Source organism: Myxococcus sp. RHSTA-1-4 (genome assembly GCF_020037125.1).
Lineage (GTDB): Bacteria > Myxococcota > Myxococcia > Myxococcales > Myxococcaceae > Myxococcus.
Window position 1 is genome coordinate 104,663 of record NZ_JAIQDG010000016.1, and the last position, 15,501, is coordinate 120,163.

A 15,501-nucleotide genomic window follows, 5' to 3' on the forward strand; every position below is an offset into this window, starting at 1 on the left:
CGCCTCTAGCGCCGCTCCAGCTCCGCGAGCACCGGCAGCCTCAGCAACCGCTCGACCTGCCACTTCTCCAGAATCCGCCGCCGGATGATGTCCAGCGCCAGCGCCGCGAAGATGCCCAGGAAGACGCCGCCCACCACGCCTCCGGCGAGGATGAGCTGCACCTTGGGCTTGGACGGCTTCTCCGGGAAGGTGGGCGGCGCCAGCACGCTGAAGCGGTGCTTCATGGACGCCTTCGAAATCTCCAGCTCCGTGCGCGCCTGGTCCAGCCGCCGCATCTTCTCCTGGTGCCGCATCACCAGCATGCGCACCCGGTCCGCCGCCACCGACACCTCCGGGCTGTCCGCCGCCGTCGGGCCTCCCAGCGCGCCGCCCGTCATCCCCGTCGCCCCCAGCCCGGACTCCAGCTCCGCCGGATTGCCGCCGTTGCGCATGTACTCGTTGATGAGCTCGTTCAGCTCCGAGCGCAGCGCCACGAGCTGCGGCGAGTCCTCCTGGAGCGCCACGATGCGCTGCTCCAGGTCCGTGATGATGGGGTGCTGCGGCGAGTAGATGACGCGCTGCTCGGAGAGCTGGTTGCGCAGCTCCGTCAGCCGCCGCGCGCGGAACTCCTCCACGTCCGTGATGGCCCGGCGCTTCGTCTGAATCATGAAGCGCATCTGCGCCAGCATGTGGTCGGTGTTGATGAGGCTGCCGGGCTTGGCCGCGGGCTTCTTGCGGCCGGCCTTCTCCTCTTCCTTGCGAATCCTCGCCTCGACGCGCTTCACCGTGGCGTTCAGGTCGGCGATGGCCTTCTGGATGCCCTCGCTCTCCTCCACCACCTGCTTCTCGAGGATGGTGATGGCCTCGGACACCGCGCCGATTTCACCCATCTGGCGCATGTCCAGGAAGTTCTGCTGCGCCGCCTCCACGATGTTCAGCGCGAGCTGCGGGTCGCCCCACTCCACGGCGATGGAGACGGTGCCCGAGCCTCCCTCCACGCCGACAATCATCGCCCGCTCCAGCATGCCGACGAGCGCCTCTTCCTTGTCCGCGTCGGACATGGGCGCCGGTGGCTTCCCCGTCAGCTTCTCCTTCAGCTTGCTCATCGGGGAGCGGTTCAAATCCCAGTACTCGACCAGCTTCGCCCGCTGGACGACGGACCGGAGGTTCTCAATCTTCATGATCATCTCCCACGCGGCGCGCGTGGGCTGGTCCGCCTCCACGGGAATGGAGCGGCCCGGGTTCGCCAGCGAGGAGATGATGTAGTTGCGCTGCGTCAGCATCCGCGTCTCCACGCGGTACTTGCGCGGCATGATTTTGCTGACGCCCACCGCCAGCGCGGACACGGCCCCCATCACCACCAGCGCGAGGAACCAGTGCCGCAGCACCGCGTTCTTCACGAAGAGCACGGCGTCGATGAGCAGACCCCAGTCGATGAGGTCCGCGGGCGCGTTCGTCTCCGGGCGCTCCGGGACGTACAGGGGCTGGGGCGGCGGCACCGGCCGCGGCCCGGGAGCCCCGGACGCGGGAAGCGTCACGGCTTCCTCCTCGGAGGCCCGTAGTCCTTCAGGACCTGCTGCACGCGGCGGGCGAACTCCTCCTGCGTGAAGGGCTTGCCCAGGTAGCCGTTGGCGCCCGCCTCCTCGGCGTGGGCCTTGTCCTCGGGCAAATCCCGCGCGCTCACCACCAGCACGGGCACGTCCTTCATGGAAGGCGACTTGCGGATGTGCTCGCAGAGGTCATAGCCGGAGATGTCCGGCAGCGTCAGGTCCAGGCACACCAGGTCCGGACACGCGGCGTTCTCCATGTGCTTGAGCGCCGCGCGGCCGCTGGGCAGCTCCACCACCTCTTCGAAGCCCATGTCCCGGAGGTAGTCGCCCAGCATCTTCCGGAAGAAGGGAGCGTCCTCCACCAGAAAGACGGTCTGCAGTTGGGGTTCCATCCGTCAGCCTTTCGAGAATCCGAGCTTCACCACCCAGACGAGCACGCCGTAGGTGTATGCCGCATTGAAGAGGAAGAACCAGAGGATGGCCTTCTTCAACCCTCGCACGGGGTGCGGGTCCCTGGCCGCCTTGGCGGGCAGGGCGATGATGCAGATGAGGACCGACATCAGGATGAGCTTCGCCATGTCTCCAGCCCTCAGAGGATACCAGTTTGGCGGAAGGACAACCCCAGCGACGCGGCCCAGCTCAACCGGGCCGTCGGCAAGTCGGGCGAGCGGCTCCACGTGCTCCGCAGGTCCGTGTCCAGGGTCACCCAGCGCTCCAACGCCCAGGACGCCGACAGTCCACCGGAGATGATGCGGTCCCCTGACGCCCCACCCACCGCGAAGGCGGTGCCGGCGTGGGTGGACACCCGCACCCGGGGCCCCAGCGTCCAGGTGCCCGTCCCCGTCAGGTCCGCCCTCGGGTACACCCGCCCTGTCAACCGGTCCACGAAGGGCGTGACGCGCACGCCGAGCTGCCCGAAGAAGTCCGCGGTGCGCGAGGGAATGCGGTGGCCCACCCCGAAGGTGAGGTTGGGCAACAGCCCCAGCGTGGGCTCCGGCGCCGGCGCGGGCTCCGCTCCGGGCTCCGTCTCCTCCGGGGCCTCGACGGCGCGAACGACGCTCACGCCCGCCCCCGCCTCCAGCGAGGTGCGCCGGCTCAGCCGCTGGCCCCAGGCCTCCGTCAGCGTCACCACCGTGGCGTTGGCGCCGGTGGAGAAGCGCGAGTTCGTCATGGACACGGTGGTGGTGATGGCGCTCTGGCGCGTCAGCACGCGGCTCAGCGACACGTCGACGCGCGGGCCGTACTGCATGGGCACCGCCTCGCGCGCCGGCCCGTCCAGCCCGCCGCTGATGTTGAAGCCCGTGGAGCCGGACAGCCGCCAGCGCCGCCCCAGCCACGTCGTGTCCGCCGTCAGCGTCGTGGCGGACGAGAGGAAGTAGACGGTGTCCGCCTCCGGCAGCGGCTGTAGGGGGCCGCCGCCATCGGGAGGCCGGAGGGGGCCGTCCGGGTCCCCACTTCCCGGGTCGGGCAGCGGCAGCACGTCCGTGGTGAGCAGATTCACACTGCCCAGCACCAGCTCCTCGCTCAGGCGCAGGGACAGGCCGCGCTCCGGGCGCCAGCTCCCCGCCAGGCGGCCCACGTGCTGGATTTCGGTGCGCGGCTGGACGGTGATTTCACGCACGCTGATGCGCGGGGCGTAGTCCACCAGCAGGGACGTGTTGCCGTCGCGTACCTCCAGGCCCAGCGTGGGCACGATGTCCGTGTCCCCGGCCACGGACGGGACGTCCTCGGTGGCGGCCTCGTTGGAGCGCACGCGCGAGTCGGCCCGCACCGCCACGGCATAGGTGACGGAGGCGGAGGACACCTCGAGCAGCGCGACGGTGAGGGCCGCCCCCAGCACGGTTACTCCACCACCACCACGTCACCAGGGCGCAGGCGGAAGGCATACGCGCGCCCCTCGGCGTGGACGAGGTCCTCATAGCGGAAGCGGATGCGCAGCGGCGCCGCGCCGTCCTCCTGGCGGATGACGAAGATGCGGTCCTTGTGCGCGTACTCCGTGAAGCCGCCCGCCCCCGCCAGCACCTGGAGGAGGGTGGAGTTCGGCTCGATTTCCAGCGGGCCGATGCGGGCCACCTCGCCCACCATCGTCACCTTGATGGGGCGCGCCTGCTCCAGCGCCACGGTGACGACGGGGTTGTTGATGTAGTCCTTCAGCCGCGTCTGGATCTGCTGCGACAGCAGGGCCGGCGAGTGGCCGGCGGCCTCCACGTCGTCCAGGAAGAGCAGGCTGATGCGCCCATCCTCGCGCACGCGGGCGGACGTGGTGAGCGCCTCCTGGTTCCACACGCGGATGTTGAGCAAGTCCCCCGCGGCGATGCGGTAGCTCGTGTCCGGCGGGGGCGGCTTCTCCTGGTACTCCTCCACCCAGACGTACTTGCCCAGCCCGCCGCAGGCCGAGCCCAGCAGCAGCACGGCGCAGGCGAGCGCGCGGACGACCGGTGCCGGGCGCGAGGAGGACTGTTGATGGCGGAGCGGGGACGGCATGGGCGACGGAGGTCTCCTCAGGAGGCGGGGGCGGCGGTGGGGGTGGCCTCTGGCTCGGGGCGGCCGCGGCGGCGGGCCACCCGCAGCACCTGGAGCACCTCGGCCGGGCGCACGGCGCCGATGGCCAGCACCCCCACCACGTAGAGCACGGCCTCGATGGCCAGCCGCACCCAGGGATTCAGCGGAGCGAGCACCGTCTGGTCCACCACGACGATGGCGAGGCACACCGCGGCCGTCTTGCCCACCATGGCCAGCAGGCGCGGGTCGAACGCCGCGCGGCCCATGCGGCCCATCAGGCTGAAGGTGACGAGCACCTCCATCAGCAGCAGGGCCGTCGCGGTGGCCGCGGCGCCGCCGCCGTCGCCCAGCGTGCGGTGCATGAAGGGCACCAGCACCAGGTTGAGCACGGGACTCAGCAGGAGGCTGCCGGTGACGTTGGTGATGGTCACCCACCACTCGCGGTTCGTCATCGTCAGCCAGAGGCCGGCGTTCATCGTCACGAAGGCCAGCACGAACAGCGGCGACAGCAGCCGCAGCGACAGGGTGGACGGGCCGAACTGGCCGCCCATCAGCCCCACCCAGAGCGGCGCGCCCATGACGATGAGCATCATCATCGGCACCGTGACGGCCAGCGTGCCCTCCATCGCGCGGCGGATGAGCCGGGTGAGCTCCTCCTCGGAGCGCTCGGCCGCGCGGGACGCCAGCGGCATCAGCACCCAGCCGAAGACGGGGTTGAGGAAGAAGGTGAGGCCCGCGATGTTCCACGCGGCGCCGTAGAAGCCCACCTCTTCATGGCTGGCCTTCATGCCCAGAATCATCACGTCCAGCCGCCCGTTGGTCGCCAGGGCCGCGCCGGTGAGGAAGAAGGGCAGGCTCGCCTTGAGCACCTTCCCGGTGGCGGGCAGGTCCACCTTGAAGGTGAGCCCCATGTGCACCCGCGCCAGGTACCAGCCCACCGCCAGCTTCACCGCCTCCGACGCCAGCAGCGGCACCGCCAGCCATGGCAGCGGCAGGCCCGCCCACGCCACCACGAAGAGGCCGCCGCCCCACACCAGCTTGGTGACGATGTTGGAGACGGACAGCCCCGCCACCTTGCCCTTGGCGTGCAGCAGCGCGGCCACGGAGGCGTTGACCACGATGAGCGACTGCGCCACCGCGAACACGTAGACGAGGTTGCGCACCTCGGGGGTGTGCGCGTCGTGCGCCATGACGAGCGCGAGCACGCCCATCAGCACCACCGTGAGCCCCAGGCGCAGCAGCAGCGTGGTGCCGAAGAAGTCGCTGGCGTGGGCCGGCCGCCGGGTGACCTCCTTGCGGATGTACATCTCCAGGCCCAGGTGCGTGGCGATGAAGAAGACGGCGGAGAAGCTGTCGGCCCAGTTGAAGCTGCCGAACCGCTCCGGGCCCAGGTGCGCGGGCAGCAGGAAGCGCACGCCCATGGCGATGGCGTACGTCACCAGCAGCGAGCCGCCGAGCTGGAGTCCGTTGCGGACCGCGCCCACCGCCTCGTGCGAGGTGTCGGGCTTCTGCGCGTCCTGCGTGGGGACCGCGGCCAGCGCTTCGGGCGAGGGCTCTCGCTCCTGCGGAATGGAATGACTGGGACGGGTCACGGTGGATGCGGGCTCCCCGGCCCTGGCCGGTCATGCCCGGATGCATAGAAGACGAGCGGGAGCGGCGCGTCAATGCCGCCCCCGCGAGAGTCTGGTTGCCTGGAGGGACAGGAGCCCGAGGGCCCGTGAATTCCAGGTTACGGAGCGAGGGCGCGGTTGCGCAGCCGCTCCAGGGCCAGGCGGGGAGCCTCCACCAGGCGGCGGCGGAGGATGGAGGCGGCCAGGGACACCTTGCGGCGCACGTAGCCGAACTGGCCACAGAGCGTCATCACCACCCCGGCGCCGCCGGCGCGGGCCTCGTGGAAGCGGCCGTTGACGAGCAGCGTGTCGAAGCCGAAGTCCTGGGCGAAGGCGAAGCGCAGCGCCTCGCTGGACAGCACGACGTCCGCGCTCACCGCCCCGTTCAGCGGCTCCACCCGCACGTCCTCCAGGCGCTCGATGACGACGAGGACGCGGTGGTCGCTCAGCTCGAACACGGCGCGCGGCAGGCGCAGGCGCATGAGCGTCCGGTCCAGCCGGGACACCCCGTTGCGCAGGCGGCCGAGGCCGGCGCGGACGGTGGTCAGCACGTCATCCAGCGGCACCGCGGCGCTCTTGCGCAGGGGCTTCTCGGCGCGGCGGACCGCCTCCACGGCGCCGTCCAGCTCCTTCGCGCGCTCGTTGGTGGCCTCCGCCGCCGCCCGGAACCCCTCGTTGGACAGCTCCATCGTGTCGCCGGGGCGCATCATGACGGCGGTGTAGCCCTCCTCGCGCACGCGGGCCACCGCGGTAGATGGCAGGTTCACTCCGTCGTTCAGGTACGCGTTCTCCTCGTGAGAGAAGTACACGAAGGACGCGAAGGGCATGACGTAGCGCGGGCGCACGGTGCGCATCTGCATGACCAGGTGGTCCAGCTTGCGCCGCGCCGCGTGCCGCCGCCGCTCCGTGTCGCCCGGGTTGCCCACCCAGTTGGCGTAGGAGAACTGGGTGGCCATCAGGTCCACCTCGCCGGGCTTCACGCCGACGGCGCGCATGACGTCCTCCACCTCCGCCACGGAGGTGTAGTAGCAGTCATTGAAGTTGAGGACGCGCAGGCCCCCCAGCTCCAGCAGGTGGCACGAGTCTCCGTCCCGCGCCGGCACCGTCGTGAGCACCGCGCCGCCACCCAGGTCATACCGCTGGCCCGGGGTGACCTCGATGACGCGGGTGTACCCGTTGTTTCGCAGGAAGCTGACGACGCGCTTGTCCGCCGTCTCCTGGAAGATGACCGTGACCTGGGAGCGGCGCTCCGCCGGAATCGACTTCACGGCGGGGATGCTGAAGTGGTCCGGGTGCTCGTGGCTGAACCACAGGTGCGTCACCCGCTGCGGGTCGAAGCGCGCCGCCGGCACCAGCTGGTCCCAGCCGTTGTCGAACGCGGCTCCGTCCAGCCACGGGTCCACGGCAAGGTACAGCGGACCCCGCTCGATGACGTAGCCGGCGTGCCCCAGGAAATTCAGCTTCGCGGTATTTTCAGAACCACTCATGGTGAACAGGCTGACATACAGCCCCTCAAAGGCCAAGTCTCTACGAGCCCCTCGGGACCTGGCTGTGATTGTCCATGGGCCCGGAGGGCAGGCGGGCGCCGGTGGGGCGGTGGGAACCCACTCCGTTCAACCTTGCATGCGCAGGAATTGCGCATGACTCACGAAGCGGCGTGAGTCATGCATCGAGAAGGCCAATGGCCGCGCGCCGGCTCCAGCGCGCGGCCTGACTCTGCCCGGGAAAGACAGACAGCCGCTCAGCTCGCCCCGCGCCCGGTGAGCACCACCGGCACCGTCTGGAGCAGCAGCGTCAGGTCGCTCGTCAGGCTCCAGTGGTCGATGTACTGCATGTCCAGGTACATCCACTCTTCAAAAGAAATCTGGTTGCGTCCGGAGACCTGCCAGATGCAGGTGAGGCCCGGCCGCACGGACAGGCGGCGGCGCTGCCACGTCTCGTACTTGGCCACCTCGCTGGGCACCGGCGGGCGAGGGCCCACGATGCTCATCTCCCCGCGCAGCACGTTGATGAACTGGGGCAGCTCGTCGATGGAGAACTTGCGGATGAAGCGGCCGATGCCGGTGATGCGCGGGTCGTTCTTCATCTTGAAGACGGGGCCGGACATCTCGTTCTGCGCGGCCAGCTTCGCCTTCAGCTCCTCGGCGTTCACCACCATGGAGCGGAACTTCAGCATGTAGAAGGGCTTGCCGTTCTGCCCCACGCGAAGCTGCTTGAAGAAGATGGGGCCCTTGGAGGTGAGCTTCACCGCCAGCGCCACGGCGGCCAGCAGGGGCAGCAGCATCCACAGCGCCACCGAGGACACGCAGATGTCGAACAGGCGCTTCATCGCCATCTGGTGCGGCTTGGGGCTCACCGCCGCGAAGTGCAGGAAGCCGTCGGCCACCGCGCGGCGCTCGATGGGACGGGCGCGGTCCAGGCGGAAGCTGTGCGCCGGCAGCGCGAACGGCACGCCGAAGCGCTCGGCCAGCTTGATGGCCGCCTGCATGCCCTCGCCCTGCTTCAGGGTGTTGCCCGCGATATAGACTTCGTCCACCGCCGTGTTGCGGAGGATGTGCTCCAGGTCATCCACCGAGCCCATCACCCGCGCCGGCAGCTCGGAGGAGCTGTTGTCGTCGTGGAGGCGCACGTAGCCCAGCACCTGGTGGCGGCCGCGGCGCACCAGGTCCTCGCCCGTGTAGCGGCCCATGGCGCCCGTGCCGACGATGAGCACCGAGTCCATGGGGCGCTCCTGCGCGGCCACCGGACGGAAGACGAACAGGCGCAACAGCAGCGCCACCGGCCAGAAGACGACCAGCAGCGGCGCCACGCTTCCCATGTGCACGCGCTCCGGCAGCACGAAGCTCACCAGCGCCAGCACCGTCACCACCGCCAGTGTCGTCACGGACACGAGCGCCACGTGGTCCAGCTTGCTGCGCTCCACGAAGCGCGAGTCGTACAGGCACACCGCCGTGCCGGTGATGATCCACGTCACCAGCGCCGTCACCACCAGCCCCGGTACCAGCCAGCCGGACTCCGGGGTGTGCTGGCCCCTCAGCCACGCGTCGACCGCCAGGACCGCCGACATCAACACCAGGTCCACCGTGAGGTTCAGCTTCGCCGCGAACCCCGGTGCCAGCTTCGGCGCCTGGACCTCCTCCAACCCATGCCCCTGAGGGGTAGCCCCAGGAGCACCGACCGCCGAACCTGCCGTTGCGCTGCTCATCGTCTCCACCCCCCTCTGCACCGAATGCGCACTTTCGTTCAGTCCGGTCAGAGGATGCCGTTGTGGCTGAAAATCTTCAAGTCGGAGAGAACTACTTATTTGCCCGATGGAGCAGCGCGTTGCAACCGCCGCTCCGCAAGTAAGACGTGACAGTATGTGAATTCTTGGGATCGCCGGACCCTGGTACCGGGTCGATTGAGCCCCACGAACAGTCTGTCAGGTCCGAATCCTTCCCGCTGTGGCTGCACTCCGCGCCAGGAGACTGCATCTACGGTGCCGGTCTGACTTCAGTTCTCTCATGGCGATGAAACGCGCGGCCCCGGGGGCGGGTGAAACAGAGGTTTCGAGGGGTTATCGGAGCGAGAGGCGCTCCGGATGCGTGTGGACGTTGAAGTGCCCGTTCCGGACGAACGTGGCCAGCGTCATTCCGGAACGCAGCGCCAGCTCCACCGCGAGGGAGCTGGCCGCGGAAACTCCCGCCACGACAGGGATTCGGGCCATGGCCGCCTTCTGGACGATTTCGAAGCTGACGCGTCCGCTGACGCAGAGAAGCGCGGGCTGACGTGTCAGGGGGGCGCGGCTGACTCGCACTCCCCGTACGGTGCCTTCGAGGACGAGCGCGCCCACCACCTTGTCCACGGCGTTGTGGCGGCCCACGTCCTCGAAGGCGGCCAGGAGGTGGCCGTCGGAGTCGAGCGCGGCGGCGGCGTGTACTCCGCCGGTGCGGGCGAAGTTTCGCTGCACGTCTCGCAACCGTGCGGTGGCGCGGGTGATGACCTCGGGCCGGAGCTGGGGCCCGGGCGGCACGGGCGGGCACACGGCGAGCAGGTCCTCCACGCCGCGGCGGCCGCACACGCCACAGGCGGAGGTGGTGAGGGTGCCGCGGCGGGCGGCGCGCACCCGCTCCACGTCCAGCACGGCGCCGGGCGCGGGTGTCACCTCCAGCACGTTGCCCCAGCCCTCCTCGCCGGGGCGGCCGCAGTGCGCGAGCCCGCCCAGGTCGTCCACGCTCTGGAGGATGCCCTCCGAGAAGAGGAAGCCGGTGGCCAGCTCGCGGTCGTGTCCGGGGGTGCGCATGGTGACGGCCACCGGGTCGCCGCTGACGCGAATCTCCAGCGGCTCCTCCACCGCGAGGTCGTCCTCCTCGGCGGAAGCGAGCGCGGAGCCGTCCCAGCGTTGCACGGGACGCCGCACCACCCCGCGCGCTTCGGTGGGTGGCGCGTGACTCCCGGCACCACGGCCGGACTTCCACCGGGTGAGGAGCAGGTCCGCGACGGCGCGGATGTCGCCGGCATCGAGCACACGCACGTTTTGCGGGAAAAGCCCCGAAGCCGGAGGGGAGCGCGCGAGAATTGCGATGACCTCGGGATGGGCCGGAGCGAGCGGTGGGCCGAGTCCTTCGTGCCACACCTCGAGCTTGGGCAGCGGTCCGTCCTTCCAGCCCTCCACGAGGACCAGGTCCACGGTGCCGGCGAGGCGGGCGAGCATCGGCGGCAGCGCGTCGGCGGGGGCCTCGCCGGTGGTGAGCTGCACGCCGGCGGGGGTGGCGAAGCCGGTGAGGACGGCGCCGGCCTCCTGGAAGCGGGCGGTGTCGCTGCCCGGGCGGTGCAGCGGGTGCGCGTCCGACGAGTGCTTCACCACCGCCACGCGCAGGCCGCGCGAGGCCAGCTCCGGGACGAGCTTCGTGAGCAGCGTCGTCTTCCCGGAGCCGGACCAGCCCACGATGCTGACGGCGGGCACGGCGCTCATGCGGAGCCACCGGGGCCGGCGTCCACCGCGGCGTAGGTGGCCCCGTGGAACAGCTCCACGTCCACGAGGTCGCCCTCGGCGAAGTCGGCGCGGCCCGGAGGGAGCAGGGCCCAGCCCTCGCCGTGGACGTTCCGCAGAATCTGTCCGGCGCCCTGGATGCGAAGGCGCGCGACGGGCTCGCCGTCGCCGCGAGGCTCCAGCGTGGTGGTGATGAGGTAGGTGAGGCCGGCCTGCTTGTGGCGGGACGTGGAGAGGCGGGCGCGGACGCGGCGGCGCGTCTCGAGCACGCCCTGGCGCTTGAGGAGCATCGGGCGCGCGAGCTGGTCGAAGGCGACGGTGGCCGCGCCGGGGTTGCCGGGCAGCACGACGACGGCGGTGTCGCCGAGGCGGGCCACGGCCACGGGCTTGCCGGGCTTGAGGGCGACGCCGTCCACGACGAAGCGGGCCCCGAGCGCGGTGAGCACGCGCTTCACATGGTCCTTGTCCCCCACGGAGGCGCCGCCCGTGGTGATGAGGACGTCCACCTGGGGGGCGAGGCGGGAGAGGGTGTCGCGCAGCTCGGCCTCGTCGTCTCGCGCGCGGGCGAGGTGGCGCACGTCGGCGCCGGCCTCGCGGGCGAGCGCGGCCACGAGGACGAGGTTGCTCTCGTAGACCTGGTGGGGCAGGGCGGGCTGGCCGGGCGTGACGAGCTCGTCACCGGTGGCGAGCACCGCCACGCGCGGCGCGGGACGCACCCAGGCCGCCGTCTCCCCCTGGGAGGCGAGCACGCCGAGCACCGCGGCGCTCACGGGCTGACCGGGGGCGAGCAGCGGCGTGCCGGCGACGACCTCTTCTCCCGCGCGCACGAAGTCGTTGCCGGGGGAGACGGTGATGAAGACGTCCACGTGCTGGCCGTCGTCGTGCGCGCGCGCGGCCTCCTGGCGGACGACGGCGTTGGCGCCGGAGGGGAGGGGCGCGCCGGTGAAGATGCGGGCGGCCTCGCCGGGCTGGAGGGTGCGCGAGGGGAGGGTGCCGGCGTAGACGGTGTCGACGATGCGCAGGCGCGCGGGGTGGTCGCGGTTGGCGCCCCGGGTCTCCTCGGCGCGCACGGCCCAGCCGTCCATCGCGGAGGTGTCGCAGCCGGGCAGCGAGCGCGAAGCGGTGACGGCGGCCGCGAGGAAGCGGCCGTGGGCGGCGAGGAGGGACACGCGCTCGGGGGCCGCGGGGGTGATGGCGTCGAGCGCGGCCTGCCGGGCGGTGGAGAGGGGTGTGAGCGGCATCCGGGTGCGCGCAGCCTACGCGGTGGACCCTGGCGGTTGTCCACGGGGCGATGGCGGCCGTCCGCTTCCCTACTTCCCGGTCGGGGGGGAGCATCAGGTGTTCCTGGGTCGGGTGGCGTGCTGGATGACCAGGGCGATGGCGCAGATGACCAGGACCACCGGCCCCAGGACGAGCCCCGCGATGCCGCCCATCACCGTGAAGAGCGCGCCCAGCGGACCGTGCGAGTCGCTGCCCCTGTCCACGATGAAGCCCACCAGCGGGGGAGCCAGGAAGGCGACCAGTGTCGCCACGATGCAGAAGCCGAGGCCTGACGGGCGGTTCCTCGGTTGGACGGGCTGGGGTGTATCGTTCATGGAGCCGGGATTCAGCAACGGACGTGCCCTTCGGGGGTGGCCCCCCACCACGGGGCCAAACGCCCGTCTCGCCGTTCCGCGAGGGGGGAGTCGTGCAGGGGAGGGCACGGACAGCGTGCACTCCGGTACACAGTCACGCGGGCCCGGGGCTTCGTGCTCCGGGAGACGCGGGGAATGGAGCGCGAGCCATGGACCCTGTGAGAGACGGCATGGAGTACCCGGACGTGACGCTGGCCATCCTCGCGGGAGGCCAGGGCCGGCGGTTGTCCGGTGTGCCCAAGGGGCTGCTGGAGGTGGAGGGGCGCACGGTGCTGGAGCGGTTGCTGTCGCTGGCGCCGCGCTTCGGGGACGTGCTGCTGGTGGCGAACGCGTCCGAGCCCTATTCGCGCTTCGGGCTGCGCACGGTGGCGGACGCGGTGCGGGAAAAGGGAGCGCCCGGGGGAGTCCACGCGGCGCTGGTGGCCGCGCGCACGCCGTGGGTGTTGGCGGTGGCGTGCGACATGCCCTTCGTCGAGCCGGAGGCGCTGCGTGTGTTGCTGGGGGCGCGGGGGGACGACGTGGACGCGGTGTGCTTCGAGGTGGCGGGGAAGCTGGAGCCGTTGCTGGCGGCGTACCGGGGGGCGCTCGGGCCCGCGTGGGGACAGTCGCTGGTGGAGGACCCGTCCCTGCGCCAGCTCCTGTCACGCTTCCGCGCGCGGCTGTTGCCCGAGAGCGCACTGCGCGCCGTGGACCCGGCGCTGCGCTCCCTGGTGAACGTGAACACGCCGGAGGACCTCGCGCGGCACGGTGTCTCGCTGCCCGCGAGGTGAGCGCCGCTCAGGACCCCGCCGTGCCCAGCGCAATCCGCACCGGAATCCGACGTGCTCCGAACCCGCCCGGCTCCGCGTCGAACCGCCCGGCCACCTCCGCGCCACAGTCGGGACACCGTCCCTCCGGCGTCACGCGGTAGGACAGCAGCTCGTACCAGTCTCGGACGATGAGCGCCGTGCCGCACCCGCCGCACAGCGTGGTGCCGCCCTCGCTGTCGTGCACGTTGCCCGTGTACACGTGGCGCAGCCCCGCGCGCCGGGCAATCTCCCGGGAGCGGCGCAGCGTCGCCGGTGGCGTGGGCGGCACGTCGCGCATCTTGAAGTCGGGGTGGAACGCGGTGAAGTGCAGCGGCACGTCCGGGCCCAGCCGGTCCATCATCCACTCCGACAGCCGCGTCACCTCCGCCTCCGAGTCGTTGTGCCCGGGGATGAGCAGCGTCGTCACCTCGAACCAGACGCGCGTCTCGTGCTTCAGGTACTCCAGCGTGTCCAGCACCGGTCGCAGGTGGGCGAAGGTGACGCGGTGGTAGAAGTCCTCGGAGAAGGCCTTCAGGTCCACGTTGGCCGCGTCCATCTTCGCGTAGAGCTCCCGGCGCGGCTGCGCGTGGATGTAGCCCGCCGTCACGGCCACCGTCTCCACGCCCACCGCGTGGCACGCATCCGCGACGTCCATGGCGTACTCGGCGAAGATGACCGGGTCGTTGTACGTGAAGGCCACGCTCCGGCAGCCCGTCCGCACCGCGTACCGGGCAATGGCCTCGGGCGAGGCCTCGTCCGCCAGCGTGTCCTGCTCTCGCGACTTGGAGATGTCCCAGTTCTGGCAGAAGCGGCAGCCCAGGTTGCAGCCAGCCGTGCCGAACGACAGCACGCTGCTGCCCGGGTGGAAGTGGTTCAGCGGCTTCTTCTCGATGGGGTCCACGCAGAAACCAGACGAGCGCCCATACGTGTCCAGCACCATGCCCTCGCCCACGCGCTGGCGCACGAAGCAGAAGCCGCGCTGTCCCTCGTTCAGCTTGCAGTCGCGAGGGCACAGGTCGCACTGCACACGCCCGTCCTCCAGCTTGTGCCACCAGCGAGCGGGAAACGCGGTGCTCATGTCGATGTCCTCCTCCGGCCCGGCGCTGGCGGCAGTCTCCGCGCGCGAACAGGCTCCGAAAGGAGCAACGCTAACGGCGGGCGCCACGCTCCGCCGCGAGCCTCGGGCCACGCGCCACGCCCGCGCGCCCGCGTCGCAGGCGGGGAAACAGCCCGGCCGGCTCCCCGGACAGAGGACGTGCGAGCCCCTCCGTCCCAGCGGAGCTCCCGCCTCTCGAGGGTGCGTCACCTGGACGCATGGACCCGGGGGGCCGGAGGTGCGAAACCAGGGGCCGAGATGCTGAAGACCCCCCTTGGACGTTTCCGAGCCGTGGCCCTGGCGGAGGGCCTGTCCTTCGTCGTGCTCCTCTTCATCGCGATGCCGCTGAAGTACGCCGCGGGCATGCCGCTGGCGGTGAGGTACGTGGGCTGGGCGCACGGGCTGCTCTTCGTGCTCTACCTCTTCGCCCTCATGGAGGCCGCCATCGCCTGCCGCTGGTCGCTGGTGCGCGCGGTGGGAGCCTTCGTCGCTTCGCTGGTTCCGTTCGGGACCTTCGTGCTCGACGCGCGGCTGCGGCGCGAGGCGCAGGCGGTGCCCGTCCAGCCCGCGCCCTGAGATGTTGTTGGACGACGCGCGGAGTCACACACTCGGAGCGCATGGCTCCACCGGACGTGTTGCATCGGGCTGACAGGAGCAGACCCGCTGCGCCTGGGGCGTGGGCCGGGCCTCCAGGATTTCGCGCGGGAGGGGAAGCCGTGCGAACATTCCGGGCGATATGCGTCAGGGGATGACCATGGAACGCGGCAAGTGGGACACGCCGGAGGACGTGGAGCGAGAGCTGTCCTCGCGGCTGGCCCTCGTGGAGCCCTCGGAGGGGATTCGCGGCATGCACTTCGCCGCCGTCCTCGACACCGTCCGGTTCCTCGGTGGCGAGCAGGCCGTCTCGCGCATCATCGAGGGCGGGGACTTCCCGGCGGACATGGACCCCTCGGAGCTGTACCCCGTCCCGCCCTTCATGCGCCTGTTCTTCGCGGCCACCCGGCTGCTGGCGCCGCAGCTCGGCGGCTTCGAGGAGGCCATGCGGCAGCTCGGGGTGCAGGGCACGCTCGCCTTCCTCAACTCCATGTTCGGCGCCGAGGTGCGGCAGCAGGTGGGCGGAGAGCCGAAGCGGCTGGTGGAGATGCTCCCCGAGGCCTACCGCATGGCCATCAACTTCGGCGAGCTGCAGGTGGAGTGGACGGGCCTCCGCTCCGGCCGCATCCACATGCGGCGCATCTTCACGCCCGTCGCCTACAACGAGGGAATGCTCGAAGGCGCCTTGCAGGCCGTGGGCGCCCAGGACATCCAGGTGCGCGGCTGGCAGACCACGCTGCTCGACAGCGAGTACACCCTGGCCTGGGAAGACTGAG

At 70.9% G+C, this 15,501-nt stretch carries 15 protein-coding genes; 3 read left to right on the plus strand and 12 right to left on the minus strand.

Going from position 1 to position 15,501, the window contains the following annotated elements:
- Positions 1–5: 5 nt before the first annotated feature.
- From epsV to K8638_RS22115, 11 genes are all read right to left on the minus strand, one after another.
- Entirely contained in the window at positions 6–1,517 is a 1,512-nt protein-coding gene (epsV, locus tag K8638_RS22060; RefSeq protein ID WP_223756553.1) for a PCP family exopolysaccharide biosynthesis protein EpsV, read from the minus strand.
- A complete protein-coding gene (gene epsW, locus K8638_RS22065; RefSeq protein ID WP_223756554.1) occupies positions 1,514–1,921 on the minus strand; it encodes an exopolysaccharide biosynthesis response regulator EpsW in 408 nt (135 codons plus the stop codon). The genes epsV and epsW overlap by 4 nt, the downstream gene beginning before the upstream one ends.
- A gap of 3 nt (positions 1,922–1,924) precedes the next feature.
- Entirely contained in the window at positions 1,925–2,107 is a 183-nt protein-coding gene (locus K8638_RS22070; protein WP_223756555.1) for a hypothetical protein, read from the minus strand.
- 11 nt (positions 2,108–2,118) lie between these two features.
- The gene (epsX, locus tag K8638_RS22075; protein ID WP_223756556.1) at positions 2,119–3,369 is read right to left on the minus strand and encodes an exopolysaccharide export protein EpsX; all 1,251 of its coding nucleotides are present in this window, start codon (positions 3,367–3,369) and stop codon (positions 2,119–2,121) included.
- 2 nt (positions 3,370–3,371) lie between these two features.
- On the minus strand, positions 3,372–4,013 hold the full coding sequence (gene epsY / locus K8638_RS22080) for an exopolysaccharide export protein EpsY (protein ID WP_223756557.1): 642 nt from the start codon (positions 4,011–4,013) through the stop codon (positions 3,372–3,374).
- A 17-nt stretch (positions 4,014–4,030) separates the two neighbouring features.
- Complete coding sequence (wzx, locus tag K8638_RS22085) at positions 4,031–5,623, minus strand: exopolysaccharide biosynthesis flippase (protein ID WP_223756558.1); 1,593 nt, start codon at positions 5,621–5,623, stop codon at positions 4,031–4,033.
- Between the two features lie 137 nt (positions 5,624–5,760).
- On the minus strand, positions 5,761–7,128 hold the full coding sequence (locus K8638_RS44925; RefSeq protein ID WP_305071181.1) for an MBL fold metallo-hydrolase: 1,368 nt from the start codon (positions 7,126–7,128) through the stop codon (positions 5,761–5,763).
- Positions 7,129–7,382: 254 nt separating this feature from the next.
- On the minus strand, positions 7,383–8,855 hold the full coding sequence (epsZ, locus tag K8638_RS22100; protein ID WP_223756560.1) for an exopolysaccharide biosynthesis polyisoprenyl-phosphate hexose-1-phosphate transferase EpsZ: 1,473 nt from the start codon (positions 8,853–8,855) through the stop codon (positions 7,383–7,385).
- Between the two features lie 342 nt (positions 8,856–9,197).
- Positions 9,198–10,595: a formate dehydrogenase accessory sulfurtransferase FdhD gene (gene fdhD, locus K8638_RS22105; RefSeq protein WP_223756561.1), complete on the minus strand. Its 1,398-nt coding sequence runs from the start codon at positions 10,593–10,595 to the stop codon at positions 9,198–9,200.
- Entirely contained in the window at positions 10,592–11,854 is a 1,263-nt protein-coding gene (gene glp, locus K8638_RS22110) for a gephyrin-like molybdotransferase Glp (RefSeq protein ID WP_223756562.1), read from the minus strand. Before glp ends, fdhD begins: the two co-directional genes overlap by 4 nt.
- Before the next feature lie 93 nt (positions 11,855–11,947).
- Positions 11,948–12,208: a hypothetical protein gene (locus K8638_RS22115; protein WP_223756563.1), complete on the minus strand. Its 261-nt coding sequence runs from the start codon at positions 12,206–12,208 to the stop codon at positions 11,948–11,950.
- A 188-nt stretch (positions 12,209–12,396) separates the two neighbouring features.
- Between K8638_RS22115 and K8638_RS22120 the strand changes: the two genes are divergently transcribed.
- Entirely contained in the window at positions 12,397–13,017 is a 621-nt protein-coding gene (locus K8638_RS22120; protein WP_223756564.1) for a molybdenum cofactor guanylyltransferase, read from the plus strand.
- Positions 13,018–13,024: 7 nt separating this feature from the next.
- Here K8638_RS22120 and amrS read toward each other — a convergent pair whose 3' ends face one another.
- Positions 13,025–14,113, minus strand: a complete 1,089-nt coding sequence (amrS, locus tag K8638_RS22125; protein WP_223756565.1) for an AmmeMemoRadiSam system radical SAM enzyme — start codon at positions 14,111–14,113, stop codon at positions 13,025–13,027.
- 276 nt (positions 14,114–14,389) lie between these two features.
- On the opposite strand from amrS, the gene K8638_RS22130 reads away from it, so the two are divergent.
- Entirely contained in the window at positions 14,390–14,707 is a 318-nt protein-coding gene (locus tag K8638_RS22130) for a DUF3817 domain-containing protein (RefSeq protein ID WP_223756566.1), read from the plus strand.
- A gap of 178 nt (positions 14,708–14,885) precedes the next feature.
- On the plus strand, positions 14,886–15,500 hold the full coding sequence (locus tag K8638_RS22135; protein ID WP_223756567.1) for a TIGR02265 family protein: 615 nt from the start codon (positions 14,886–14,888) through the stop codon (positions 15,498–15,500).
- Position 15,501 lies beyond the last annotated feature (1 nt).